This window comes from Pseudoalteromonas sp. MMG013, assembly GCF_018100885.1.
Taxonomy (GTDB): Bacteria; Pseudomonadota; Gammaproteobacteria; order Enterobacterales; family Alteromonadaceae; genus Pseudoalteromonas; species Pseudoalteromonas aurantia.
The window spans coordinates 71,717-96,781 of record NZ_JAGJEE010000006.1 but is presented as its reverse complement, the minus strand read 5'-3'; the positions used below and the strand labels follow the sequence as shown (position 1 = coordinate 96,781).

24 protein-coding genes are annotated in these 25,065 nt (G+C 41.6%); 8 read left to right on the top strand and 16 right to left on the bottom strand.

Going from position 1 to position 25,065, the window contains the following annotated elements:
* Positions 1-21: 21 nt before the first annotated feature.
* From ybeD to J8L98_RS08290, 4 genes are all read left to right on the top strand, one after another.
* Positions 22-300, top strand: coding sequence for a DUF493 family protein YbeD (gene ybeD / locus J8L98_RS08305; RefSeq protein ID WP_192506669.1), 279 nt, complete (start codon positions 22-24; stop codon positions 298-300).
* Between the two features lie 15 nt (positions 301-315).
* Positions 316-969, top strand: coding sequence for a lipoyl(octanoyl) transferase LipB (lipB, locus tag J8L98_RS08300; RefSeq protein WP_210996055.1), 654 nt, complete (start codon positions 316-318; stop codon positions 967-969).
* The gene (gene lipA / locus J8L98_RS08295) at positions 966-1,931 is read left to right on the top strand and encodes a lipoyl synthase (protein WP_192506667.1); all 966 of its coding nucleotides are present in this window, start codon (positions 966-968) and stop codon (positions 1,929-1,931) included. The genes lipB and lipA overlap by 4 nt, the downstream gene beginning before the upstream one ends.
* A gap of 253 nt (positions 1,932-2,184) precedes the next feature.
* A complete protein-coding gene (locus J8L98_RS08290; RefSeq protein ID WP_210996054.1) occupies positions 2,185-3,390 on the top strand; it encodes an aromatic amino acid transport family protein in 1,206 nt (401 codons plus the stop codon).
* Positions 3,391-3,417: 27 nt separating this feature from the next.
* On the opposite strand, the gene J8L98_RS08285 is transcribed toward J8L98_RS08290, so the two are convergent.
* The 3 genes from J8L98_RS08285 to pomA form a co-directional block, all read right to left on the bottom strand.
* A complete protein-coding gene (locus J8L98_RS08285; protein WP_247682477.1) occupies positions 3,418-3,909 on the bottom strand; it encodes a hypothetical protein in 492 nt (163 codons plus the stop codon).
* Positions 3,910-4,082: 173 nt separating this feature from the next.
* Positions 4,083-5,012 carry a flagellar motor protein MotB gene (locus J8L98_RS08280; protein ID WP_210996052.1) on the bottom strand — a complete coding sequence of 310 codons (930 nt, stop codon included), beginning with the start codon at positions 5,010-5,012 and terminating at the stop codon, positions 4,083-4,085.
* 2 nt (positions 5,013-5,014) lie between these two features.
* A complete protein-coding gene (pomA, locus tag J8L98_RS08275) occupies positions 5,015-5,782 on the bottom strand; it encodes a flagellar motor protein PomA (RefSeq protein WP_192506663.1) in 768 nt (255 codons plus the stop codon).
* Positions 5,783-6,083: 301 nt separating this feature from the next.
* Between pomA and J8L98_RS08270 the strand changes: the two genes are divergently transcribed.
* The 4 genes from J8L98_RS08270 (at position 6,084) to J8L98_RS08255 (ending at position 9,538) form a co-directional block, all read left to right on the top strand.
* Positions 6,084-6,326, top strand: a complete 243-nt coding sequence (locus J8L98_RS08270) for an exodeoxyribonuclease VII small subunit (RefSeq protein WP_192506662.1) — start codon at positions 6,084-6,086, stop codon at positions 6,324-6,326.
* 3 nt (positions 6,327-6,329) lie between these two features.
* Positions 6,330-7,217, top strand: coding sequence for a (2E,6E)-farnesyl diphosphate synthase (gene ispA / locus J8L98_RS08265; protein ID WP_210996051.1), 888 nt, complete (start codon positions 6,330-6,332; stop codon positions 7,215-7,217).
* Positions 7,218-7,322: 105 nt separating this feature from the next.
* Complete coding sequence (gene dxs / locus J8L98_RS08260; RefSeq protein ID WP_210996050.1) at positions 7,323-9,185, top strand: 1-deoxy-D-xylulose-5-phosphate synthase; 1,863 nt, start codon at positions 7,323-7,325, stop codon at positions 9,183-9,185.
* Between the two features lie 47 nt (positions 9,186-9,232).
* The gene (locus tag J8L98_RS08255) at positions 9,233-9,538 is read left to right on the top strand and encodes a DUF962 domain-containing protein (RefSeq protein WP_210996049.1); all 306 of its coding nucleotides are present in this window, start codon (positions 9,233-9,235) and stop codon (positions 9,536-9,538) included.
* A gap of 18 nt (positions 9,539-9,556) precedes the next feature.
* Here the strand turns inward: J8L98_RS08255 and J8L98_RS08250 are convergent, their stop codons facing one another.
* The 13 genes from J8L98_RS08250 to thrA all read right to left on the bottom strand — a co-directional run bounded on the left by J8L98_RS08250 (position 9,557) and on the right by thrA (position 24,827).
* A complete protein-coding gene (locus J8L98_RS08250) occupies positions 9,557-12,631 on the bottom strand; it encodes a ligand-binding sensor domain-containing diguanylate cyclase (RefSeq protein WP_247682483.1) in 3,075 nt (1,024 codons plus the stop codon).
* Positions 12,632-12,679: 48 nt separating this feature from the next.
* The gene (locus tag J8L98_RS08245; protein ID WP_192506657.1) at positions 12,680-13,159 is read right to left on the bottom strand and encodes a phosphatidylglycerophosphatase A; all 480 of its coding nucleotides are present in this window, start codon (positions 13,157-13,159) and stop codon (positions 12,680-12,682) included.
* Between the two features lie 8 nt (positions 13,160-13,167).
* Positions 13,168-14,130, bottom strand: coding sequence for a thiamine-phosphate kinase (thiL, locus tag J8L98_RS08240; protein ID WP_210996047.1), 963 nt, complete (start codon positions 14,128-14,130; stop codon positions 13,168-13,170).
* A gap of 43 nt (positions 14,131-14,173) precedes the next feature.
* Positions 14,174-14,584, bottom strand: a complete 411-nt coding sequence (gene nusB / locus J8L98_RS08235) for a transcription antitermination factor NusB (protein WP_010362354.1) — start codon at positions 14,582-14,584, stop codon at positions 14,174-14,176.
* An 11-nt stretch (positions 14,585-14,595) separates the two neighbouring features.
* A complete protein-coding gene (gene ribE / locus J8L98_RS08230) occupies positions 14,596-15,060 on the bottom strand; it encodes a 6,7-dimethyl-8-ribityllumazine synthase (protein WP_192506655.1) in 465 nt (154 codons plus the stop codon).
* Positions 15,061-15,209: 149 nt separating this feature from the next.
* Positions 15,210-16,322, bottom strand: a complete 1,113-nt coding sequence (ribBA, locus tag J8L98_RS08225; RefSeq protein ID WP_210996046.1) for a bifunctional 3,4-dihydroxy-2-butanone-4-phosphate synthase/GTP cyclohydrolase II — start codon at positions 16,320-16,322, stop codon at positions 15,210-15,212.
* Between the two features lie 32 nt (positions 16,323-16,354).
* A complete protein-coding gene (locus J8L98_RS08220; protein WP_210996045.1) occupies positions 16,355-17,011 on the bottom strand; it encodes a riboflavin synthase in 657 nt (218 codons plus the stop codon).
* A gap of 10 nt (positions 17,012-17,021) precedes the next feature.
* Positions 17,022-18,128, bottom strand: a complete 1,107-nt coding sequence (ribD, locus tag J8L98_RS08215; protein WP_348771896.1) for a bifunctional diaminohydroxyphosphoribosylaminopyrimidine deaminase/5-amino-6-(5-phosphoribosylamino)uracil reductase RibD — start codon at positions 18,126-18,128, stop codon at positions 17,022-17,024.
* 2 nt (positions 18,129-18,130) lie between these two features.
* Entirely contained in the window at positions 18,131-18,580 is a 450-nt protein-coding gene (gene nrdR / locus J8L98_RS08210) for a transcriptional regulator NrdR (protein ID WP_192506652.1), read from the bottom strand.
* Between the two features lie 85 nt (positions 18,581-18,665).
* Positions 18,666-19,922, bottom strand: a complete 1,257-nt coding sequence (gene glyA / locus J8L98_RS08205) for a serine hydroxymethyltransferase (protein ID WP_210996044.1) — start codon at positions 19,920-19,922, stop codon at positions 18,666-18,668.
* A gap of 251 nt (positions 19,923-20,173) precedes the next feature.
* Positions 20,174-21,457: a threonine synthase gene (gene thrC / locus J8L98_RS08200; protein WP_210996043.1), complete on the bottom strand. Its 1,284-nt coding sequence runs from the start codon at positions 21,455-21,457 to the stop codon at positions 20,174-20,176.
* 1 nt (position 21,458) lies between these two features.
* A complete protein-coding gene (gene thrB, locus J8L98_RS08195; protein ID WP_210996042.1) occupies positions 21,459-22,397 on the bottom strand; it encodes a homoserine kinase in 939 nt (312 codons plus the stop codon).
* Positions 22,398-22,409: 12 nt separating this feature from the next.
* Positions 22,410-24,827 carry a bifunctional aspartate kinase/homoserine dehydrogenase I gene (gene thrA / locus J8L98_RS08190; protein WP_210996145.1) on the bottom strand — a complete coding sequence of 806 codons (2,418 nt, stop codon included), beginning with the start codon at positions 24,825-24,827 and terminating at the stop codon, positions 22,410-22,412.
* Positions 24,828-25,065 lie beyond the last annotated feature (238 nt).

Here is a 25,065-nt window from a genome sequence, read left to right as displayed (position 1 = left end):
TAAAGTAGTGAGGATACCGTCGTGGTAAAACCTGTAAAAGATACTAAGTTTGATGAATTTTTAGAATTCCCATGTCCGTTTACTTTCAAAATCATGGGTCTTGCAAACGTAAACCTAACTGACCAAGTGATAGCCAAATTACAAGCGATTGTACCAGGGGACTACTCACCCAAGGTCAAGCCGAGCAGTAAAGGGACCTATGAGTCGATCACCGTCGTCGCTACCGTAGGTTCCAAGGAGCATATTGAGCAGATTTATACTGATGTAGGCGGTTTAGATGATGTCCGTTACGTGCTGTAAATAGTAGAGAGCAACATGAAGCATAATTCAGTGATTGTTCGTCAACTTGGCCGTCGCAATTACGAGCCAATCTGGCATAAAATGCAGTCTTTTACTGATACCAGAGACGACAATACCGCAGATGAAATATGGCTGGTAGAACACGAGCCCGTATTCACTCAAGGTCAAGCTGGTAAGAAAGAACACTTACTTTGCACCGGTGATATTCCTGTAATAAAAGTCGACAGGGGTGGCCAAGTCACTTATCACGGACCTGGTCAACAAATGATGTATGTGCTATTAAACTTACGCCGCTTAAATATTGGTGTTCGTGAGCTGGTAACTTGGTTAGAAGAAAGCATCGTCGACTATTTAGCAGAGATAAACATTAAAGCCTATGCAAAAGCAGATGCACCCGGTGTTTACGTTAATAATAGTAAAATAGCTTCCTTGGGGTTAAGAGTCCGTCGTGGCTGTTCGTTTCATGGATTAGCACTGAACGTTAATATGGACATGGGTCCATTCTTACGTATTAATCCATGTGGCTATGCCGGTATGGATATGATTCAAACGAGTGATTTAAATGGCCCATCAAATATGAGTGATGTATCAGATGGACTAGTAAAGCACATGTTACAACGCTTAAAAGCTGAACATGTTGAGCAAATTGAAGGGTTTGAAAACGAATGAGTAAACCAGTAAAAATGGAGCCAGGGGTAAAGCTTCGTGACGCCGAAAAAATGGCACTTATCCCAGTAAAAGTACTGCCTACTGAACGAGAGGAAATGCTCCGTAAACCTGAATGGTTAAAAATCCGCTTACCAAAATCAAGTGAGCGTATTGATGGCATCAAACAAGCAATGCGTAAACACGGTTTACACTCTGTGTGTGAAGAAGCATCATGTCCTAATCTATCCGAATGTTTCAATCACGGTACCGCCACATTCATGATCCTTGGTGCGATTTGTACTCGCCGCTGCCCATTTTGTGATGTTGCTCATGGCCGCCCGCTTAAACCAGATGCAGCCGAACCAGAGAAGCTCGCTCTTACGATAAAAGACATGAAGTTGAGTTATGTCGTGATCACCTCAGTCGACCGTGATGATTTGCGCGACGGAGGGGCTCAGCACTTTGCCGACTGTATTAAAGAAATTAGAAAGCACAGCCCCAATATCACTATTGAAATTCTAGTGCCTGATTTCAGAGGTCGTATGGAAAAAGCGTTAGAGATCCTTTCCCAAACACCGCCAGACGTTTTCAACCATAACCTAGAAACTGCCCCTAGGTTGTATAAGTTAGCCCGCCCAGGCGCTGATTATAAATGGTCGCTCGAATTGCTACGCCGCTTTAAAGAAGCACACCCTGAGGTTAAGACTAAATCAGGCCTGATGGTTGGGTTAGGTGAAGAAATTTCAGAAATTGAAGAAGTATTACGCGATCTAAGAGAGCATAACGTAGACATGCTTACCGTTGGTCAGTACTTACAACCTTCAAAACACCATTTACCTGTTAAACGCTACGTGCCACCTGCTGAGTTTGACGCACTAAAAGAGTATGCCGATGAAATTGGATTCGTCCATGCAGCATCAGGACCCTTTGTTAGATCTAGCTACCACGCAGATCAACAAGCCGCGGGTAAAGAAGTGAAGTAACCCGTATATAAACAGTACAAAAGCGTGGCACCGACCGCGTTTTTGTACTTGCTGCCTTCTGTAGAGGTGTATTAACGTCGATACAGTAACAATGAAACTGGCAACGCATTGATTTAAATTGAATAAAACCACCTCCCCCATACTAATGTACAACATAAGTTACAATCTTTAACATTGATTTGTCATAAAGCTATTTCATTTTGTTTGTTTGCGTTATATCTTCCTGTGTCTCTCACAAACAAAAGGGCAATGTGTGCTTAAAAATAAAACTATCGGGAGTATGCTGATCGTCGCAGGTACAACCATTGGCGCAGGAATGCTCGCACTTCCCATAGCTTCAGCTGGACTCGGGTTTAGTACTGCACTGATTCTATTAGTACTTTCATGGCTGCTTATGACGTATACCGCATTATTGATGCTAGAACTCCATCAATACGCGAATGTAGATTCAACTTTAAATACCTTAGCAAAGTCTATCTTAGGAAAAAAAGGCCAGTATATTGCGAACTTCTCCATGGTATTCTTATTTTATGCCTTGTGTGCAGCTTATATTGCCGGTGGGGGAGCGCAATTGCAAAGTAAGCTCAGTGAGCTGCTTAATATCAACGTTGCTCCACAAGTCGGCTCAATTATGCTGGCCATTACCATTGCTATTATTGTCACAGCTGGAACCAGTACTGTTGATAAATTAAATCGCCTTTTGTTTACAGTCAAAATCATTGTACTTGCCTGTCTCTTTTTTGTCTTAACTCCATATGTACAAGGCGCTCACCTGTTAGATATGCCAATAGAGCAAGGGCTTATCATTAGCGCTATTCCTGTCGTATTTACATCATTCGGTTTTCATGGTTCTATCCCATCAATCGTTAAATACGTAGGCCTAGATATAAAGTCTTTACGTCGTGTAATGATGTTTGGGGCTTCATTACCATTGGTTATTTATATCGGCTGGCAATTACTCAGCCAAGGTGTCATGAGCCAATCAAACTTATTAAGTAGTCAAGGTCTTCAAGGCTTTGTCCAAAACATTGCTGAGATAGCACATAGCCCTAGTGTGTCCACTTTCGTTACCCTTTTTGCAGATTTGGCTCTTGCGACCTCTTTCCTTGGTGTCAGTTTAGGGTTATTTGATTTTTTTGCGGACGCTTTTAAGAAAGGAAACACCAAAAAAGACAGAGTAAAAACCGCTTTAATCACGTTTCTACCACCGCTTGGGTTTGCGCTATTTTATCCACAGGGGTTCATAATGGCGCTAGGCTATGCCGCAATTGCCCTAGTAGTGTTAGCAATATTTTTGCCTGTGATGATGGTTTGGACGCAACGTAAAGACAGCGTAATTCGTAATGGCTATCAAGTGAAAGGTGGTAATATCGGATTGGTCATCGCTGCACTGTGTGGTTTAACCATTATATCAGCTCAAACACTACAAATGTTTGGTGCAATTCCATCGTTGGGGTAAGTTTAGCCATCAATTGATGGCTAAAACTTAAGTGTGTTTTTCTACCATAGTGTTTCGGTTGAGTAGCATCACCAAAGGGGCAAAGCACAATAATACGATAGTGATGTTTACCAGTGGTAAAATAGTTCGATATAGATACTCTGAATACGTTAGATCTAACATATGACGATCTATTAAGCGAAACAATTGTAATAAAGGCGCCGGTAAAATAACCAGCTGGGCAATAACACTTTGCCAAATATACACTTTATCTTTTATCGCCCAGTAAGCCAAAATGGCCATGAATACGATGTCGTTTAACGCCCATACAATATAGCGGAATATATACTGACCCCCATCAACTTTTAGGAAAAAGTCATAAAGAAAATATCCCATCACATAAAATATTGCACATAAGCCAGCATAACGCAGCGCCTGTCTATCACCTAAAATAGTGAAAATTGCAACAGCAATAAACGTAATTGCCATTGCATGATCTCTTATCAGTAAGAGAATTGCATCTATATTATCAGGAAGCATTGAGTTAACCATAGTATTGCAATATTAAGCGCTCCGGCTAATCTTTTGGGTCTGTGCCTTCACCGTTACCACCTGGTAAATACACATATGAATTTTTAATTGACATTAGTTTCTCCTTATTTGAGTTGAGCTTTCGTAAAGTAGCCCAATTTGTTATCACAATCAAGTTTTGCTTAGTTTTCTCTCACTTCAATAGGCTCCGACTCTTTAGCCTTCCCTTGTAAGATTGATATTTCGACTCTTCTATTGCGTCTTCTGTCTGTATCATTTTCGTTGGGTACCATTGGTCTTGTGTCTGCGTGACCTACAACCACCAACCGGTTTTTATCAAAACCTCTCGCTTTCACCATTTCAGTTGCGACCGCAACCGCTCTGGTTGCTGATAAATCCCAATTATTACTGTAAAGCTCGTTGGTCACTTGAAAATCATCGGTATGTCCAGATACCGTTATTTCACCGGGTACATCCTTCAGTAATTCCGCAATATCTTGTATTACTGGTTTAAACTTTGGTTGTAAAAATGCACTGCCTGATGGAAAGGAGCCATTCTCTTGAATACGAATGATGATTTGCTGCCCCAAAGATTCGAGTTCAATTGCACCATCCATGATTTGTTTTTCCAATTGCTGGGCTATTTTTTTAACTAACTCATCGACTTGTTCTTGGTCTGCTGAAGAGACTGCCTGCTGCATAGATTGTTCTTGTGAGGTACTTTGTGACTCGCCGCCTCGCTTGTTACCTCTTTGCTCCTGTCGCCCGCCAGCAGAACTTTCATCGCCAGCCTGAAACTCTAACATTTGCTGCGTCATTTCCACGGTTTGCTGCTGAATTGTCTCGATTGGCGTAGGCTCAGGCTTACCAGGGGTAAACTCCATTGCAATTACGCTGGTCCCCTTAGGGATATCCTTAACCTCTATTTTATTCTGCACACCAAATGCAAACTTCATTGAACCCGCAATTTGTTTAAACTTCAGTACATCCATTTCGGAAAAAGCAAGTAACAGCACAAAGAAGCACATAAGTAGTGACATCAGATCTGCAAAGGTGCCCATCCAAGCCGGTAAGCCTGGAGGGGGACATTTACACTCTTGCTCGTCAGACATGCTTACTCCTCTTTATCAGTGCCGCGTTTTGATTCAGCCAAATAATTTTTCAAAATCCCTTCTATTACCTTAGGGTTTTGGCCATCCTGAATTCCGAGAATCGCGTCCAATATTAGTCGTTGGTTTTGCTCCTCTTCATCCTTTCGCAATTCCAACTTTACCTGAATCGGGATCGCCACAACGTTCGCCAAAAAAGCACCATAAAGGGTCGTCAACAAAGCAACTGCCATTGCAGGACCGATGGCTTTAGGGTCATCCATGTTAGATAACATCGCAACTAAGCCAATCAATGTACCAATCATCCCCATTGCAGGTGCAATATCAGCCAAAGATTTAAATAATGACGCACCTTGTTCATGGCGAGAAGACGTTAAGGAAATATCTTTTTGTAGTGTCGCTCTTACTACATCTGCGTCGTGGCCATCGACTAACATGTCAACTCCTTTACGCATAAATGCATTCGGTATTTCAGCTTCTTCTAAGGCTAAAAAACCACCTTTTCGCGCTGAATCCGCAAGTTCTACAGCTTTTTCTATTAGCTCTTCTGGCGTTTCAATCTTAAACATGAACGCCTTTCCCATCACTTTGCCAATACCGAAAAATTGCGGCATTGTGAAGTTAGACAAAACGATAAAAAGTGAGCCACCAAATACAATAACGGCTGAGGCGGAGTCAGCAAACATAGCGACTTCACCGTCACTACTCATAAACATAGACATGGCAATCAAGCCAATCGCGCCCAATATACCTATTACTGTTGCTAAATCCACATCCCCTCCAGAGAGTCTTATCTACTATTTTTCTAATTCTGACTGCTATGCGCTGTAACCTAATAAGGTGCCTATGCGACACATCCTCTTATAAAGAGAAAGTACCAGCCTTGTTGTTTATCGGCAAGCTACTGAATATCTTAACCCAATTATATTAAAAACCCGAAAAATTGCGAACAAAGGCGTATGAGTATCTACCTCACAGTTTAGCGTAAAAAAATACGCTTATCTTTGACCTAGTACGCTATTGCCCCTAAAATTGAGCTCTTTTATCCAATAAGCCCAATAAAGAGACGTGACCATGGCTGTAAAGAAACCAGAAAACCTCAGCTTTGAAGAAGCGATACACGAGCTAGAAAGCATTGTGAGTGCAATGGAACAAGGTGAGCTGACTTTGGAGCAGTCATTGAAACAATTTGAAAGAGGTATTTTACTGGCTAATGCATCAAATCAGAAGTTACACACAGCAGAACAAAAAGTAGCCATCCTTATGGGTAGTGACACGCAAAGCGATACAATACCATTCACAGGCAGTACGGATTAAGTTGTGAATTTAAAAATAGAAATAAGCAATGCTCAACAGCGAGTTAGTCAGTTTATCGGTAATTACTTTAAGCAAGATTTAATCACCGATGAAACAGTCAAGGCCGCAACATTTTACAGTATCAATAATGGCGGTAAGCGTTTAAGGCCATTTTTAGTGTATGCAACAGGTAATATACTCGGCGCTCGTATTGAAGATCTCGATGTTATTGCAGCTGCTATTGAATGTATTCATAGTTACTCCCTCGTTCACGATGACCTTCCCGCAATGGATGACGATGACTTACGACGCGGAAAACCCACATGCCATATACAGTTTAATGAGGCACAAGCTATTTTAGCCGGCGATGCGCTGCAAAGCCTCGCATTTGAGTTAATTGCAGAGCACCGCTTTGCTATACCTGAATCTCGTCAATTACGCATGATTCAAGTACTATCAAAAGCTGCTGGATTACAAGGAATGGTCGGCGGTCAAGCATTAGACATTGCCGCAACTGATAAAGTTGTTAGCCTTGACGAGTTAGAAAAAATTCACCGCTTAAAAACTGGGGCTTTGTTGACCTGTGCAATTGAATTAGGTGCACTTTGTTCTCCAAATATGAATGAGACTGACTTTACAACATTACAGCAGTATGGACAGAATATCGGGCTCGCATTTCAAGTTCAAGACGACATCTTAGATATTGAAGGTGACACCTATACGCTCGGTAAACCACAAGGTTCTGATATAGGCAATAATAAGTCTACTTATCCTGCAATACTTGGTATGCCTGGAGCAAAACAAAAAGCGCAAGCTCTAACAACACAAGCAATAGAAAAGCTCAATCATATTAATGCAGATACAGAGTTGCTCGCACAATTAGCAAAATACATAGTTGAACGCGATCATTAACGTCAATTCATGACGTATTAATGACGAAGTTGCATAAATAGATAAAATTAACCACTGGCTTTGTATATAATTACGCAAGGTTTGAGTAGGACATATATAAATACAATGATATTTGATAGTAGCAAGTACCCTTTATTGGCTTTAGCAGAAGAGCCTGAGCAACTGCGCCAGTTACCGCAACATAAATTACCCTCTTTTAGTAATGAGTTGAGGGATTATCTGCTTAACTCAGTTTCGCAAAGTAGTGGCCATTTTGCATCTGGCTTAGGGACCGTGGAACTCACTGTCGCACTTCATTATGTCTATAATACACCTGAAGACCGACTGATCTGGGATGTTGGTCATCAAGCCTACCCTCATAAAATTTTAACCGGCCGACGCGATCAAATTCATACTATTAGACAGAAAGAAGGTCTGCACCCTTTTCCTTACCGGGAAGAAAGCCAATACGATACGTTCAGTGTTGGTCATTCTAGTACGTCTATTTCAGCAGCATTGGGAATGTCAATTGCAGCTAAAAAAGAAGGCAAAGGTCGTAAAACTGTGGCTGTAATTGGTGATGGTGCAATTACCGCAGGCATGGCATTTGAAGCAATGAATCATGCTGGAGATATAAAATCAGACATGTTGATCATATTAAATGACAACGAAATGTCTATTTCTGAAAATGTCGGTGCATTAACCAATCACTTTGCGAAAATACTCTCTGGCAGTTTTTATACGAATATCCGCGAGGGCAGTAAAAAATTATTGTCTGGCGTCCCCCCTGTTAAAGAGCTGGCAAGCAAAGTAGAAGAACACCTAAAAGGGATGGTGATCCCAGGCACGTTCTTTGAGGAATTAGGCCTCAATTACATAGGGCCAATTGATGGTCATGATGTCAACATGCTTGTCGATACATTGCGTAATATGCGCAACCTAAAAGGGCCTCAGATACTTCATATTAAAACACAAAAAGGAAAAGGTTATGAACCTGCTGAGGCCGATCCAATTGGCTATCATGCCGTACCAAAATTTGATCCTACCATCCATAGCTTGCCTAAATCTAAACCAGCCGCGGCTACATTCTCGAAAGTATTCGGTCAATGGTTATGTGATATGGCTGAACAAGATCCTAGGTTGATGGCAATCACCCCTGCGATGCGAGAAGGCTCAGGCATGGTGCAGTTTTCAAAACAGTATCCGCAGCAATACTTTGATGTTGCGATTGCTGAACAGCATGCAGTTACACTCGCAGCGGGTTTTGCATGTGAAGGCTTAAAGCCTGTTGTCGCAATTTATTCTAGCTTTTTACAGCGAGCTTACGATCAGTTAATTCATGATGTCGCATTACAAAACCTACCCGTGCTATTTGCTATTGACAGGGCTGGTATTGTGGGAGCTGATGGCGAAACACACCAAGGTGCCTACGATCTAAGCTTTATGCGCTGTATTCCAAATATGGTTATTATGGCACCCAGTGATACCAACGAATGTCGGAAAATGCTCTATACAGGGTTTCAATGTAACCAACCTGTTGCAGTGCGCTATCCAAGAGGCAGTGCAGGCACTGCGGAAATTCAAATGCAAATGCAGGCATTGGAACTAGGTAAAGCAAAGCGCATTCGAGATGGTAATAAAGTGGCTATTCTTAACTTTGGTACATTACTTGAAAATGCACAGCTGGCTGCTGATCAACATGATGCTACTTTGATTGATATGCGCTTTATTAAACCACTTGATACGCAACTTCTAACTGAGCTATCACAATCTCACAATCACTTTATCACGATTGAAGATAACGCAATATGCGGTGGTGCTGGTAGCGCAGTCAGTGAGTTCTTTTCCAGTATTGGGGTAGTAACAAAAATTAACCATCTGGGTATTCCTGATGAATTTATCAAACATGGGACACAAGATGAAATTCACGATGAGATGGGCTTATCAGCGCAAGGGATACTGCATACCATCAATACACTTGTTAAGTAAAAAAAGGAGCGTATAGCTCCTTTTTTATCGAACAGAGAATTAACTTAATGACTAAAAAGACCCCCTCATTCAACTCATTCTCTGATTTTTATGTGTTTTATTTACGTGAACATCGTCAACCTGCATGCCGAGGGATGCATTATATTGGTTGTACATGCGTTATCGGACTCATCATTACATCATGCTTAATGCAATCTGCAAGCACTCTTATTTTCATACCCATTACAGGTTACGGGTTTGCATGGTTTGGTCATGTTGTATTTGAGAAAAACACACCTGCTACATTTAAATACCCGCTCTATTCCTTCATAGCTGACTGGGTGATGTATTATCAATGGTTATGCAGAAAGTAGCGTAATTAGCAGTTCTGTTCATCGCATCCATACTTTCACTTCAGCCAAACCATTTTCCTGTAATGTTTGCAATTGTGATTCAATATTACTGCTTTGCTCGAACTCGAATGCATCTAGTTGTTCATCGAAAATAATCGTTGCAGCGCCATCTCCGCCTCGATGTTTTACTTGGTGTAACGCAATATCAGCAAGGTTCACGGATGCCTCCCAACCAATCACCTGACCACCAAGCAATGGTAATGGGTAGAAAGACCAACCCATAGACACCGTCATTTTCATCGATTTACCATTCGGTAGATTAAACTCAAAATCTGCCACGGCCTTACACAAGTCCCCAACGTAATCTACCACTTCGTCACGTTTAAAATCTCGTAGTAACAACAAAAACTCATCACCACTCCAACGCGCGACATAATCAGAGCCTTGTGTGCGCATATTTAACAATGTAGCTAATTGCTGAAGGCAACTATCTCCACCAATTGGACCATGTGTATCATTAATCTTACTAAAGCTATCAATATTCAAAATCATTAATACCAATCGTTTATTTTGCTGCTGTAACGATTGTGCATTTCGCTGATAATGCTCCACATCTTTCGGCAATTGGTCGAACAAAAAGCGGCGGCTACGCAACCCTGTTAATTCATCGGTATGGCTCACTAGCTTTAACTGGGTATTAACTTGGTTTAGTTTTTCATTGGCTTTTCTTAATTCGGTAGTACGATCAGCCACTAAGTTTTCTAATGCCATTTGCTTACGCCTTTCCTGTGCTCTAAATACCCAAAAAATAAGGTAAAACAAGAAAATAAAACCACATGTGATCACGAGACGAAAATAAATAGTTTCATCAAAACGTCTCGGTAATGAAATCGCGACATGTTTTGCTCTCGCTTTAGACCAGTCCTCCCCTCGACGCTTAACCTCGAGTTCAAAGATATACTCCCCAGGTGGTAAGTTGGTATAAATGGCTTCTTGACCTTCTGGAGCATCGCGCCACTCACCTTTTTCTTTACTCGATAAACGGTATCTGAACTCGATACTTTTAGGTGCATAAAAATCAATCGCGGTGTATTGAACCGTAATATCGCGTTCCCCGTTACCTAACAAAATAGGTGCCATCAGTTCAGAACTCGAAATCCGCCTTTCTTGTGTATAAAGCGCTTCTATTTTGGGTTTTAATTCATCAGCCCCAAACAACTTAACGTCTTTTGGTATCTCCACAATCCCCTGAGAACTCGGGTACCAAATTGCACTTTGCGTTTCCATAACCGCATCATGGCCAAAGCCAGAGCAACATTGACTCGCTTTACCATCTAACTGACGGTCAAATTGGCTAATGACTTGCTCTACTCTCAAATTATCGATGTTCTTCTTAAATTGCGGTGCAGGCATTCTATACACGCCCTTTTTTGTACTCACCCAAATTTGCTCAAACTGTTTATCATAGTAAAGAGAGTTAATTGAACCATAAGGCAATCCGTTTGACGCATCTAGTTGGTGCCAAAGACCCTCATCAGTCTTATAAAACAACCCATGGCTTCGTGAGCCTATAAGCGTAGAGATACCGTCAAGATGTAAAATACTCGTAACATAAGCGACATCAAGAGAGGTATGTCCCCCCAGCTTTTCAATACCGCGTTCATTGTATTGGTAAGCACCTTTATTTGTGCCAATGAAGCCAAAGTTCGGTAAATCTAAAACGAATGTAATGTATTGACTACCTAGGAAGGAGTTGTATGCGAATGGCGTTAAGCCTGCGTAATCTAATCGATATAGTCCACGACCAGTACCGAGCCACAAACCCCCTTTATTTGATGTACTAATTGAGAAAACGGGATTATCTCTTAACTCAATGAATGGCAGAGTATATATCTTACCTTGTTCGTAAAGTAATACCCCCTTTTCTGTACCTAAATATAGGCGACTTCCTTGAAACTCCAAATCAAAAACTTGGCGCCGTTGCAACTGCTGCATAGACAAAACTTGCCGATATGTATCTCCATCACTCAACACACCTATGCCCAATCGACTAGAAACCCAAACAGACTCATCTTCAGCTTGAGTTATTGCAGTAACACCTTGGTTACTTAAAGGTCCAACTTGGTGCCTCTCTACTTTGCCTGAATGCGCAAACCACAAGCCTTCATTTAAGCTACCCAACCAAATATTATCTTCACGATCTTTAAAAATATCTGAAAACCATATATTTTGATCTGATTGAGTGGGTTTAACTGATTGCCAATTACCATTGGACTCCCTATACATCAACTCATTTGATGTAGATACCCAAAACCCCCCATCTTCATCACCTTGAAACTTGTATACGGCCGTATTACCAATTTCATCGTACCGTCTTATCACTTCATCGATATCAAGGAAGTAAGCACCTAATTCGGATGCGAGGTAAAGTCGACCATCTATCCACGATAAATCATGGATAATGGTTTGTGCCAACTGTCGAGGTAAAGACAACTTACTTGCAAGTTCTAAGCGAAACTCCGTGTTACTGACCGACCTTGATTCTTTAATCTTCAATAAATGGTGCTCATTGACCAACCAAATACCATCAGATGAAAGTGCCATGCGTGTTACTGAACCAACAATTTGATTGATCTTTCTAGGCGTCAGACTTAATGCCTCGCGCTTCACATTTTTTTCAGACAACTTCTCAGCAGAGACGTAATACAAACCATTTGACGCAATCCAGATACCGCCATCGTGATCTTGTAGTAAATCACGAACTGGTCCTTGAATATTAAAGCTTTGTGCTTCTAATGTTTGAGGGTTTAATCGATGTAAGCCACGACGAGTGCCTATCCATAACATGCCGTACTTATCAATAATCAACTTATGAATGGCATTCGATTGTAAAAAAGCGCTGTTCTGAGTAGTTAAATTGGTGAACTTATGCCCATCAAAACGACTTAAGCCAAACTGCGTACCCAGCCAAATATACCCATTATTATCTTGCACAATACTGGCGATAGATTGTGACGGTAAACCGTTTTGTAAATTCCATTGTTTTACAACGTAATCATTGATTGCTGCAGAAGCGGTGTTTGCAAATAAAACCACCCCCAAAATAAAAAACAAACAAGTCGTTACTAACGTTCTTTTCTTAGTCACAAATATCAGCCTAAATTAGCCCGCTAAAACACCCGTTTTCAGCAAAGCCTGTAAACAAATCAATGAAAAAACACCTGCTAAAATATCATCCGCCATTATTCCCCAGCCGCCTTTTAAGCGCTTGTCTAATAATTTAATCGGCCCAGGTTTTACAATATCAAAGAAACGGAACAACAGAAACCCAGCAAGTAAAGTTTGCCAACTTAATGCCGCACCTAACATTGTAATATAGAACCCTGCGACTTCATCCCATACAATAGCTGGATGATCATGTACTTGTACGTCTTTCGCCGTTTGCCCACAAGCCCACAAGCCAAAAACACTAATCACAATCGCAAACACACACTGCAACCACAGTGGGTAACTGTAAGTAATAAAAATAAAGGGTAAAGCCGCAAATGTACCAACAGTACCAGGTGCGACAGGAGATAACCCTAAGCCAAACCCTAAACCAAAAAACTGGTGAGGTCGCTTTAAATTAAACTGCTTAGCCAAACCTTCTCCTAGCTAAAGTGCTCAAAACCAGTCTTTGGAAAAGGCCAAGGGTGGTTTTCATATAATAATTCGATATTGCCATCTCCTGCTTGGATTTGGCCAATACATACCGGCTCAACACCGTACTGACGTAGCTTTGCCTCCATAGCAAGCTTACTTCCTTCAGAAACAGTAAACAGCAACTCATAATCATCACCATATGCCAGTGCTAATTGTAAAGATTGCTCTACTGATACGCTGTTTCGTAACGCGTCTGACATCGGAACCATATCTGCATTTATTTGAGCTGCAACACCTGATTGACGCAATATATGCGTCAAGTCGGCAAGTAACCCATCCGAAATATCTATCGCAGACGAAGCTATACCTCGTAAAGCTTGTCCTGCTGCAACACGTGGCGATGGAAAATGAAAGCGCTGTAATGCACAGGCAAACGCCTCATCGTCTAATTGCCAGCTATTTTTGCGGCTTTCAATGGCCAACCCTGCATCACCCAAAGAACCTGTGACATAAATCCAATCACCAACCTTTGCACCTGAACGAGTCAAAGCTTTTCCTTTCGGTACAATGCCCTTAGCACAAATAGTGATGGTCAGTGGCCCTTGAGTCGTATCTCCGCCGATAATCTGAACATTAAAATATTCAGCTATCTCATGCATGCCTTCAGTAAACTCATCTAACCAATTGGGGTCAATATTGGGTAATGTTAAGCCTAACGACACCCAAGTTGGCTCTGCCCCCATTGCAGCTAAATCACTTAGGTTAACAGCCAAAACTCGGTGACCTAATGCCCGAGGTGGTATATCTGAAAAAAAGTGAACGCCCTCAACAAGCGTGTCTGTTGTTATTGCTAACTGACAATGCTCAGGAACGTTAACAAGTGCACAATCATCTCCAATCCCTAAATCTACATCTCGTCGTGCAACGCCTCGACCAGTGAAATAGCGATTGATTAATTCAAATTCCTTCATACACAAAAAAGCCGGCCAACGCCGGCTCTCCTTTTTGTTGCCCTTACTTGCGGATATCTTTAACCGCTTTATCTAGCACTCCATTGACAAACTTATGACTGTCTTCTGCACCAAATATTTTAGCTAACTCAATACCTTCATTGATAGCAACTTTGTAAGGAACGTCTTCGCGGAATTTAAGTTCATATGCACTCACGCGAAGTACAGCTCTTTCTACCATATCTAAATCATCAAATGGACGAGATAAGTGAGGAGTAACAATTTCATCAAGCTGTTTTTGATTAACTGCAACGCCACGCGCTAAGTCTTTAAAATACTCAACATCCACTTTCGTAACATCATTTTCAATCAACATTTGTTGCTCGATGTCACCAATTGGGTTGCCACTTAATTGCCATGAGTACACGGCTTGTAGTGCTAATACGCGCGCTTTACGTCTTGCTGCTGGTTTCACTGAGGATCCTCTTAAATTTTATCGAGTACGTTAACCATTTCTAGCGCACCAAGTGCAGCTTCGCCACCTTTGTTGCCCATCTTAGTTCCCGCACGTTCAATAGCTTGCTCGATACTTTCAGTGGTCAAAACACCAAATGCAACTGGAATATCATAATCTAATGAAACACTTGCTAATCCTTTGTTGGATTCATTTGCAACCAAATCAAAGTGTGGCGTACCACCACGAATAATCACACCCAGTGCAATTATTGCGTCAAACTCTTTCTTCATTGCAATACGTTTCGCAGCAAGAGGCAATTCTACAGCACCCGGAACATATACCACAGTAATATCATCATCACTGACACCGCCTGTGCGTTTTAACTCATCAACAGCACCGTCGAGTAAACTGCTTCCGATGAAGTCATTGAAACGTGATATGACAATGGCAAATTTCTTGCCTGGCGCGTACTTGTTACCTTCAATAATATTCATTAGATGATCCTAATCTTGTGTAATACCACACCTACCCTCTTACATAGGAGTAGCTTGGTATGAGCAATTGCCAAATTGGTGCGCATAATAGCACAACTTTAGCTTTCCCCAAACAACCTTTAATCACGCAAATATATGCGCCTCAGTAGCTATTTGGGTTCAACGTATTCTACGACTTCTAAATGAAAGCCAGAAAGCGCATGATACTTTTTAGGCATACTCATTAAACGCATTTTTTGAATACCTAAATCGGCCAAAATCTGCGACCCAACACCAACAGTACGAGATGTACCTTGAAACTTACGATGATTAACACTTTCGCCAGCATCTTCTGCAGAAAATGCTTTTACCATCGCTTCAATGTCAGTTGGATCTTCTTGTTTTCCTAGAATCACAAGCACGCCATTATTTTCACTAATATGCTTCATTGCACTGTGCAAACTCCAGCTACGATCTGCACCTCGGTCGGAAAGTAACACATCATTAAATGTGCTTTGTAAATGTACTCGCACCAATGTAGGTTCACTCGTACTGATTTCACCGCGCTTCATCACATAATGCAGCTGACTATCAATTGTATCTTTATAAGTTACTAAGTTAAATTCACCAAACTCAGTTGGTAATTTACATTCAGCGACTTTTTCTATCGTTGTTTCATTGAGATTTCTATATTCAATGAGGTCAGCAATAGTGCCAATTTTTATCCCGTGCTCCTTTGCAAAAACCTCAAGCTGTGGACGACGTGCCATCGTGCCGTCGGCATTCAATATTTCAACGATAACAGATGAAGGCTCCAAACCAGCCAAGCGCGCTAAGTCACACCCCGCCTCGGTATGACCTGCCCGAGTCAAGACACCACCAGCTTGTGCCATAATTGGAAAAATGTGGCCTGGTTGTACAATATCTTGCGGTACGGCACCTTTGGCTACCGCAGCTTGCACAGTCCGCGCTCGGTCAGCAGCAGATATGCCTGTTGTTACGCCCTTCGCAGCTTCTATAGACATGGTAAAGTTAGTTGAAAACTGTGCACCATTATTGCGAACCATCAATGGTAAGTCTAATTGCTGACAACGCTCTTGAGTCATTGTTAGACAAATAAGCCCACGACCATGAGTGGCCATAAAGTTAATTGTATCAGCCGAAATGTGTTCAGCTGCCACAATTAAATCCCCTTCGTTTTCGCGGTCTTCATCATCCATTAAAATAACCATTTTACCGGCTTTTATATCATCAATGATCTCTTGCGCACTATTTAAATTCATAATTTACCTGTCTATTTTGATTTGCTATCGGGTTACTTTATAAAGCCCGCTTTGGCTAACAAATTCGTTGTGAGAGTTGATTCTTTCGCTGGCATTTGCGCCCCTTGTATCAAACGCTCTAAATAACGAGAAATTTGATCGACTTCTAAATTAACCTTTGAGCCAACTTGAAAGTCTACAATGGTGGTTTCTTGTGCCGTATGGGGTACGATTGTCAGTTTAAATTTGTTTTCTTTTATCTCATTGACTGTCAAGCTTATACCATCAATTGCAACTGAGCCTTTATAAGGAATATATTTCATTAGGTCATCTGGTACTGCTAACCAATACTCTGTCGCTCGTGCATTTGACGTTACACTTTCAATCGTGGCTACACCATCAACATGACCTGACACTAAATGCCCTCCAAGTCGCGATATCGGTTGCAAGGCCTTCTCTAAATTCACTTTTTGACCCACTTTATACTGTGCAAACAATGTCAGTTGTAAAGTCTCATTTGATAGGTCAGCTTTAAAACCATCACTATACTTTTCAATAACAGTCAGGCACACACCATTGGTTGCGATGCTGTCTCCAAGCTTCACATCATTCATCTCTAACGTGTCACTTTTTACTCGAACAGTTAAATCACCGTGGTTGGCTGACAACTCAGTGAGCGTGCCGGTTGCTTCAATTATACCTGTAAACATAATGCCTCTATCAGCTTGGTCTTAATATTAAACGAACGTCTTCATCTATGCGTTCAACACTCGTAAAATTAAGTGTCGCTATATCATTCATGCATGCTATTGTTTGTGTGTTAAACAACCCACGTCCATCATGGCCAATTATTTTAGGGGCGAGATAAATAACAAATTCATCTATTAGTGTTTGTTGATGAAAAACACCAGCCAAAGTTGCCCCAGCTTCAAGCCATACTCGATTAATACCGCGTTGAGCGAGCAAAGCCAATGCCGCATGACAATTAATTTTTAGTTTGCTATCAGGAACAACCACTTGTTCTACAAAGTGCGGCCAGTCATGCGAATTATCAAGACTGGTTCTTAAAATAATAACGGGGGAATCAATTTTAAACAAAGGTAAGTTTGGTGAGAGTCTATTTTGTGAATCAAATATGACTCTGGTAGGCTGACGTAATTGCTTACCTTCAGGAAGAGAAATATCACACTCACTTTCACGTACATTCATTTTTGCATCGTCAACTAAAACGGTGTCGGCCCCCGTAAGGACAGCACAACTTCGGGCCCTAAATATTTGTACATCTCTTCGTGCAGCTGAAGAAGTTATCCACTTACTTTGACCATTACTCAACGCGGTTTTTCCATCCACTGACGCTGCCAGCTTACAACTTACAAATGGGAGTCCAAATTCCATTCGCTTAAGAAAGCCATCATTTAAGGCCCGAGCCTGTTCCTCTAATAACCCAAACGCTGTTTCAACTCCCGCCTGTTTTAGCATGGCTAAACCACGGCCGGCAACCTGTGGATTTGGATCCACCATAGCTGCAATCACTTTGTTCACACCTGCATCAATCAAGCCTTTTGCGCACGGTGGTGTTTTCCCAAAGTGGCTACAAGGTTCTAATGTAACGTAAACCGTAGCACCTCTCGCTTGAGTGCCAGCTTCTCGAAGAGCATGAACTTCAGCATGGCTTTCTCCAGCCTGTTGGTGAAAGCCTTCACCAACAATACGACCATTTTTTACAATGACACATCCCACATTTGGGTTTGGTGTGGTGGTATATTGACCTTGCTGTGCTAACTCAATTGCACGCGTCATATATGACTTATCTTGTTCACTAAACACCGCTAATCCCCTAACCGTGCTATTTCTTCACCAAACTCTCGTACATCCTCAAAAGAGCGATATACCGACGCAAAGCGCACATAAGCTACTTTATCTAGCTTTTTTAAGGCTTGCATTATGCATTCACCAATCATATGACTTGGGATCTCACGTTCACCTGTGGCTCGAATAGTAGATTTAATCTCATGAATCACTTCATCTACTTGCTCGGTACTGACAGGTCTTTTTTCCAGAGCTCGGTGCAACCCATTAATGAGTTTATCTTCATTAAACGGCTCCCTTGAACCATCTTGCTTAATCACTCTTGGCATCACAAGTTCGGCACCTTCGAAGGTGGTAAAACGCTCATGACATTCAATACATTCGCGACGACGACGCACTTGATGACCAGAGCTCACAAGGCGCGAGTCAATTACTTTTGTGTCTTTGGCGGTACAAAATGGGCAATGCATAGTTGTTCACTTATAACTGGATACAAAAAAGGCCGCTAAATAGCGGCCTTAATGATATCAAAAATCTCTAATTGTGTGCGCTAAATTATGCGTAAACGGGTAATTTAGCACAGATAGCTTTCACTTTTTCTTTTACATCCGCTTGTACTGACTCATCATTAATATTGTCTAGTACATCACAAATCCATCCAGCCAATTCACGAGACTCTGACTCTTTAAAGCCGCGACGCGTAATCGCAGGAGAGCCTATACGCAAACCCGATGTCACAAATGGTGAACGAGGATCATTTGGTACTGAATTCTTATTAACCGTAATATTGGCACGGCCTAATGCAGCATCTGCATCTTTACCCGTGATATCTTTATCAATAAGGTCCAGTAAAAACAAATGGTTTTCAGTTTTTCCAGAAACTACCTTATAGCCTCGTTCTTGTAAAACCGACACCATCGTTTGAGCATTTTTAACAACTTGCGTTTGATATGCTTTAAATTCAGGTTGAAGTGCTTCTTTAAACGCAACAGCTTTAGCCGCAATAACATGACATAGAGGGCCACCTTGGCCGCCAGGGAATACTGCACTGTTCAGTTTTTTATAAATCGCTTCATCATCACATGCCGAAATGATCAAACCACCGCGCGGACCAGCAAGTGTTTTATGTGTTGTCGTGGTGACAACATGTGCGTGAGGCACAGGGCTTGGATACACACCAGCAGCAATTAAACCTGCAACGTGCGCCATATCAACAAATAAATATGCACCGACTTTATCTGCAATTTCTCGGAATTTAGCCCAGTCAACAATGCCAGAGTAAGCAGAGAACCCACCGATGATCATTTTAGGTTTATGCTCAAGCGCTAACGCTTCTACTTGCTCATAATCAATCTCACCCGTTGCTTCATTAAGTCCGTATTGCACTGCATTATACAATTTACCAGAAAAGCTCACATGAGAACCATGAGTCAAATGGCCACCATGGGCTAAGCTCATACCAAGTACAGTATCACCAGCGTCTAACAGCGCTAAAAATACCGCTGCATTTGCTTGAGAACCGGCATGCGGCTGAACATTGGCGTAAGTTGAGCCAAAGAGTGCATTAGCACGATCAATCGCTAGCTGCTCAACAACATCGACATGCTCACAACCACCGTAGTAACGCTTACCTGGGTAACCTTCTGCGTATTTATTTGTTAACTGCGAACCCTGCGCTTCAAGAACGCGTGGGCTACAGTAGTTTTCAGACGCGATAAGTTCAATGTGTTCTTCTTGACGAGTTGTTTCAAGCTCAATCGCGTTAAATAATTCTGGATCAAAGTCTGCAATGTTCATGTTACGTTCTAACATGGGGTCTCCTAGGGGCACGTAAAGGTATAAAAGCCGTATTGTACGCTCTAATGCGTGTATTGCCTATGCTGTAGGCGTGAGCATATTTAAACAGGGATTGAATTTATTTCACAGTGTTTATGCAATGATATTTTTTTATTTAAACATTTATAATTTTAATAAATAAAAACCAGTGAATTAAAGTTATTAATATAAGAGCCGAACAAGTCGACTCTTAAATATCTATCATCACGATATATCGATTTTAATCTCTATAACAGTTTTTCAAACATCGCCGCTTTTAATTGTTGATAATCTGCACCCAACGGTTGCGCTAAACAGCTTTTATCTAACGCGTCTTGCAAAACGCGAGGCATCGCAATTTCTTGACCTAACACATTTTCAACTGACTCTTTAAATTTAGCGGGGTGCGCCGTTGCTAAAAATATACCGATGCTATTTTCACCTTTATCATGGCGTAGCCCTTCGAACGCAATAGCTGTATGTGGCTCAGCGATATACCCTGTATGGGCAATTTCTCGCATCACTTTCTCTGTCACTTGCTCAGACACGCTACGTGAATAAAAATCATGTTTACTAAACTGCTCAGAGTCCAACATGCTTTGCACTCTTGGCCAATTATTAGGTTTACTCACATCCATTGCGTTTGATAATGATTCCATTGTTGCTTTTGGTGCCCAATCACCAGAGTGAACAAATCGTGGAACAGTGTCATTTTGATTTGTTGTTGCTGATAGCTTCGCAATAGGCAAACCAATGACAGAACCTATCATCGCAGCACACACATTGCCAAAATTACCACTTGGCACCGATACATGCACATTATCACGCTCTGATTTCGGTAATTGCGCTAAGGCTTCAAAATAATAGCAAACTTGCGCCACTAAACGGCTTATATTAATTGAATTTGCAGAGTTAAGTCCTAATTTATTTTTTAGCTCTTCATCTAAAAAGGCTTGTTTTACTAGTGCCTGACAATCATCAAAACTACCATCAACCGCATAACAATGTATATTTTCACCTAAAGTGGTGAATAGTTTTTGCTGAGCCAGCGATATTTTGCCTTCAGGATATAAAATTACCACATCAACATTGGCTTTTTTATAAAATGCGTGAGCAACAGCCGCGCCCGTATCTCCGCTAGTTGCGGTTAAAATAGTGACGCGTTCACCTTGATTGAATAACCCCACACATTCAGCCATAAAACGCCCACCAAAGTCTTTAAACGCAAGCGTTGGTCCATGAAAGAGTTCCAAGCAATAGTTTTTATCATCTACTTTCTCTAACTTCACCGGAAAGTTAAAAGCCCGCTGAACCATGTCTGCTAATGTATCTTTAGGCAATTCATTGCCAATTAAATGTGCAAGTATTTCTGTACTTCGCTCTACAAATGGCAAATCAAGTAATGCATCTACATCGCTGAGTTTTCGTAAATCAGTGGGGAAAAATACACCTTGATTTCGTCCTAACCCCGTTTTTACCGCCTCCGTAAAGGATACCTGTTGTTGTTTATCTTTTAAATTTACGAGGTTCATTTTAAACTCCTAAAGAAATGGCACGAGTACCACGATTGTCTAGCTTGCAAATATGGCTGAAGCCATGCGCATTAATATAATTTTTTTCCAACCACTGCTGACAATGTTCAGCTGCGGCCAACGACTTACAAATAGTGAACAACGTCGGGCCTGCTCCTGAAATACTCACGATTTCAGCACCCAATTTAGGTAGTGCCGATTTTGCCTCACTAAAACCAGCTATTAATGACTGCCTGTAGGGTTCAGCCAATTTATCTTCCATAAGTTCTAATGCTTCATCAAAACGTCCTACTTGCATTAGTAAGCAGTAACTCGCTAACCGCTGTGCAAATTCAACCGCTTCATGATTGCTCAGACTAGCCGGTAGTACTCCTCTCGCTTTAGCAGTATTTAAAGCAAAACCTGGGAAAGCAGCAACATAGTGCCAATCTTCACTGACAGGAACACTGACTGCCTTGTTGGGGACCAAATGGGAAGTTAGCTGCAACCCACCTAGGTAACACGGGGTGATATTGTCGTAGTGGCGAGCACCACTAACCTTCCCCTCAAAGTCAGCCATTAACTCAATCAGTGCTTCCTGAGATAACTTCGTTTGTGCAAACTCATTTAACGCGGCAAATGTTGCCACAACCGAGCAAGCACTAGAGCCTAGCCCCGATCCTATCGGCAAACGCTTTTCAAGAGTTAACGACACGCTTGGCATATCTGAAGCCACATGTTCTCGAAAATGCACCAAACATTGATACGCTAAGTTTTCTTGCGCGCTCTTTGGCAACTTTTCGGCATATGGGCCAACACAAAAAAATGCATCGTTGTCCGCATGTTCAAGATGAACAACATCGCCAAGTAAAGTACCATCAATGGGCGCTAATGCAGCCCCTAAGGAATCAAAACCAACACAAAAATTACCAATGGATGCCGGTGCATAAATAGATATCATTATGCGTAACTCCTAACGTGACAACGTTTTTAATATATCAGCAAAAACACCCGCTGACGTGACTTCAGCACCTGCTCCATAACCACGAATAACAAATGGGCGAGGTTGATAATACTGACTCAATATGGCTAATGCATTTTCGCCATCTCGAATATCATATAAAGCATGTGACTTATCGACGGCTTCAATACCAACTCTGCAATGGCCATTTTCAATACTTCCAACATAGCGCAACACTTGACCTTGCTCTGCTGCGGCTTTCACTTTCAAAGCAAAACTACCATCAAGCTCTGGAAGTTTTGTCATAAATTCGTCAACGGATGCTCCCTCAGCAAATGACTCACTGACGACCGGTTCTACTTCGATGTCAGATAACTCCAACGCAAGCCCTGACTCTCTGGCAATAATAAGTAGTTTACGAGCCACATCAGTGCCCGATAAATCATCACGAGGATCGGGTTCTGTAAAACCGTTTGCTTTCGCTTTCGCTGTAGCCTCGGATAAACTCAAGCCATCTTCTAATGCGCCAAACATATAAGATAGTGACCCTGATAATATGCCATTAAAGGATAAGAGTTCGTCTCCCGCACTAAATAAAAGCTGAAGATTATCTAATACAGGTAAGCCAGCTCCAACATTTGTTTCGTACAAAAACTTACGGTGCTTTTGTTGCGCTGCATTCACTAATGCTTGATAGTAATCATAAGTTCCTGTATTTGCTTTTTTATTGGCTGCAACAACATGAAAGCCGGCGTTAAGAAAATTACAATATTGGTCAGCCAACTGCTGCGATGAAGTACAATCGACAATAACAGGGTTTATTAAGTGGTTTGATTTCACAAACGCTTCTAATCTTTCTAAAGTAAGTCCATCTGTTTGCTGCTCTAACTCTCCGTGCCAAGTATCAAAAGGGACGCCTTGCGCATTTAGATACAGTTTTTGAGAATTGGCCACACCATAAAGGTTCAACTTTATATCTCGATTTTGAAGCCAAGATTGTTGCTTTTCAAGTTGTTTGATCAGCTCCTGCCCTACAAGGCCAACCCCCAATAAAAACACATCAATTGAAGGAATATGTGTAAAGAAGTTTTCATGGCATACTTTCACAGCATCATTACATAAACTGCCATCGACAACAGCAGAAATTGCACTTTCGGTAGAGTCCTGAGCGATTGCTACAATGTTAACTTGCGCTTGAGCTAATGATGCAAAGAACTTCGCAGCTAAGCCACGATGTGCTTTCATATTATCACCAACCAGAGTCACTATCGCCAACTCTCTTTGTACTTGAACAGGTTCAATCAAACCCGCTTGAGACTCTAATTCAAATGCTTGTTCTAGTGCGGTCAACGCCAGATTTAAATCTGCTTCGTGTACACAAAAACTGATACTGAATTCACAAGAAGATTGAGTGATTAAAACAATAGACACGTTATCATTCGCTAACGCGTTGAATACTCTTGATGCCATACCAACTTTACCTTTCATGCCAGGACCTGACACCGTCAGCATCGCGAGCGATTCTAAGCTTGATAAAGCTTTCACCTGCTCATTACCACGACGCTCATTACTTATCACCGAGCCTGGCACATCTGGGTTATGGGTATTTTTTATTTCACACGGCACACCCGCTTTCGCACAAGGCAAGATAGTTTTCGGATGAAGTACTTTGGCGCCAAAATAAGATAATTCCATTGCTTCTTTATAAGAGAGCCAATCAACTTTAGTTGCTTTACGTATAAAACGAGGATCCGCATTATAAACACCATCAACATCAGTCCATATTTGGCAGACTTGTGCTTGCAAACAAGCGGCTGCAACAGCTGCTGAGTAATCAGAACCATTGCGACCAAGTGTCGTAAGTTCGCCCTCTTGATTGCGACCGGTAAACCCTGGCATGATATAATACTTGTTGGGGTTTTCACGCATAGATAAAGTAAATTGCGCCTTACTCAGCTTTAAATCAACTTCCGCATCTAAATACCCACCAACAGTCGCTATACAGTCTGTCGCATCTAAATAACTGGCTTGAGCGCTGCCCAACATAGCTTGCATTAAGGCACAGCTCACTCGCTCGCCAAAGCTTATGATGTAAGCGCGCACTTGTGCTGGACAATGATTGAGAAGTTTTACCCCAGCTAATTTATTAGCCAAAGCTGAAAAGTCAGGCCAATGCGCTATTTCACCGTATAGCTTGGTCACCTGCAGATGTAGCGCATTTACTCTGCTTTGTAATGCTTGCCACTGCACATCATACGATACACCTTGCTCTGCCAATGCTGCTAATTCAACTAATTGATCTGTCATCCCGCCAGGTGCTGATAAAACAATAAGTGCTTCATCGCCTGACTGGGTTAACACTAAATTCTGTACTTGCCTTAAACAATCAAAGTCGGCTAAAGAAGAGCCGCCAAATTTTAATACTCGCATCATGGTAATTTCCTCATTCCAAAAACGAAAAAAGGCCTGTGTTCTTAGTGAACACAGGCCTTTTAAATACGCACCGACCTATGCCACTATCCAGATTGGATGGTGGTTGTAATAATAATGGTCGAAGTGTTAAATTTTAATTTCATGAGTTAAGAGTGCCTGAAATGTAGGCGAAGTGTCAAGGCTAAAGTACAACAATCTTTATGCAATTTACTCACGTTAATGACAAACCTTTTCA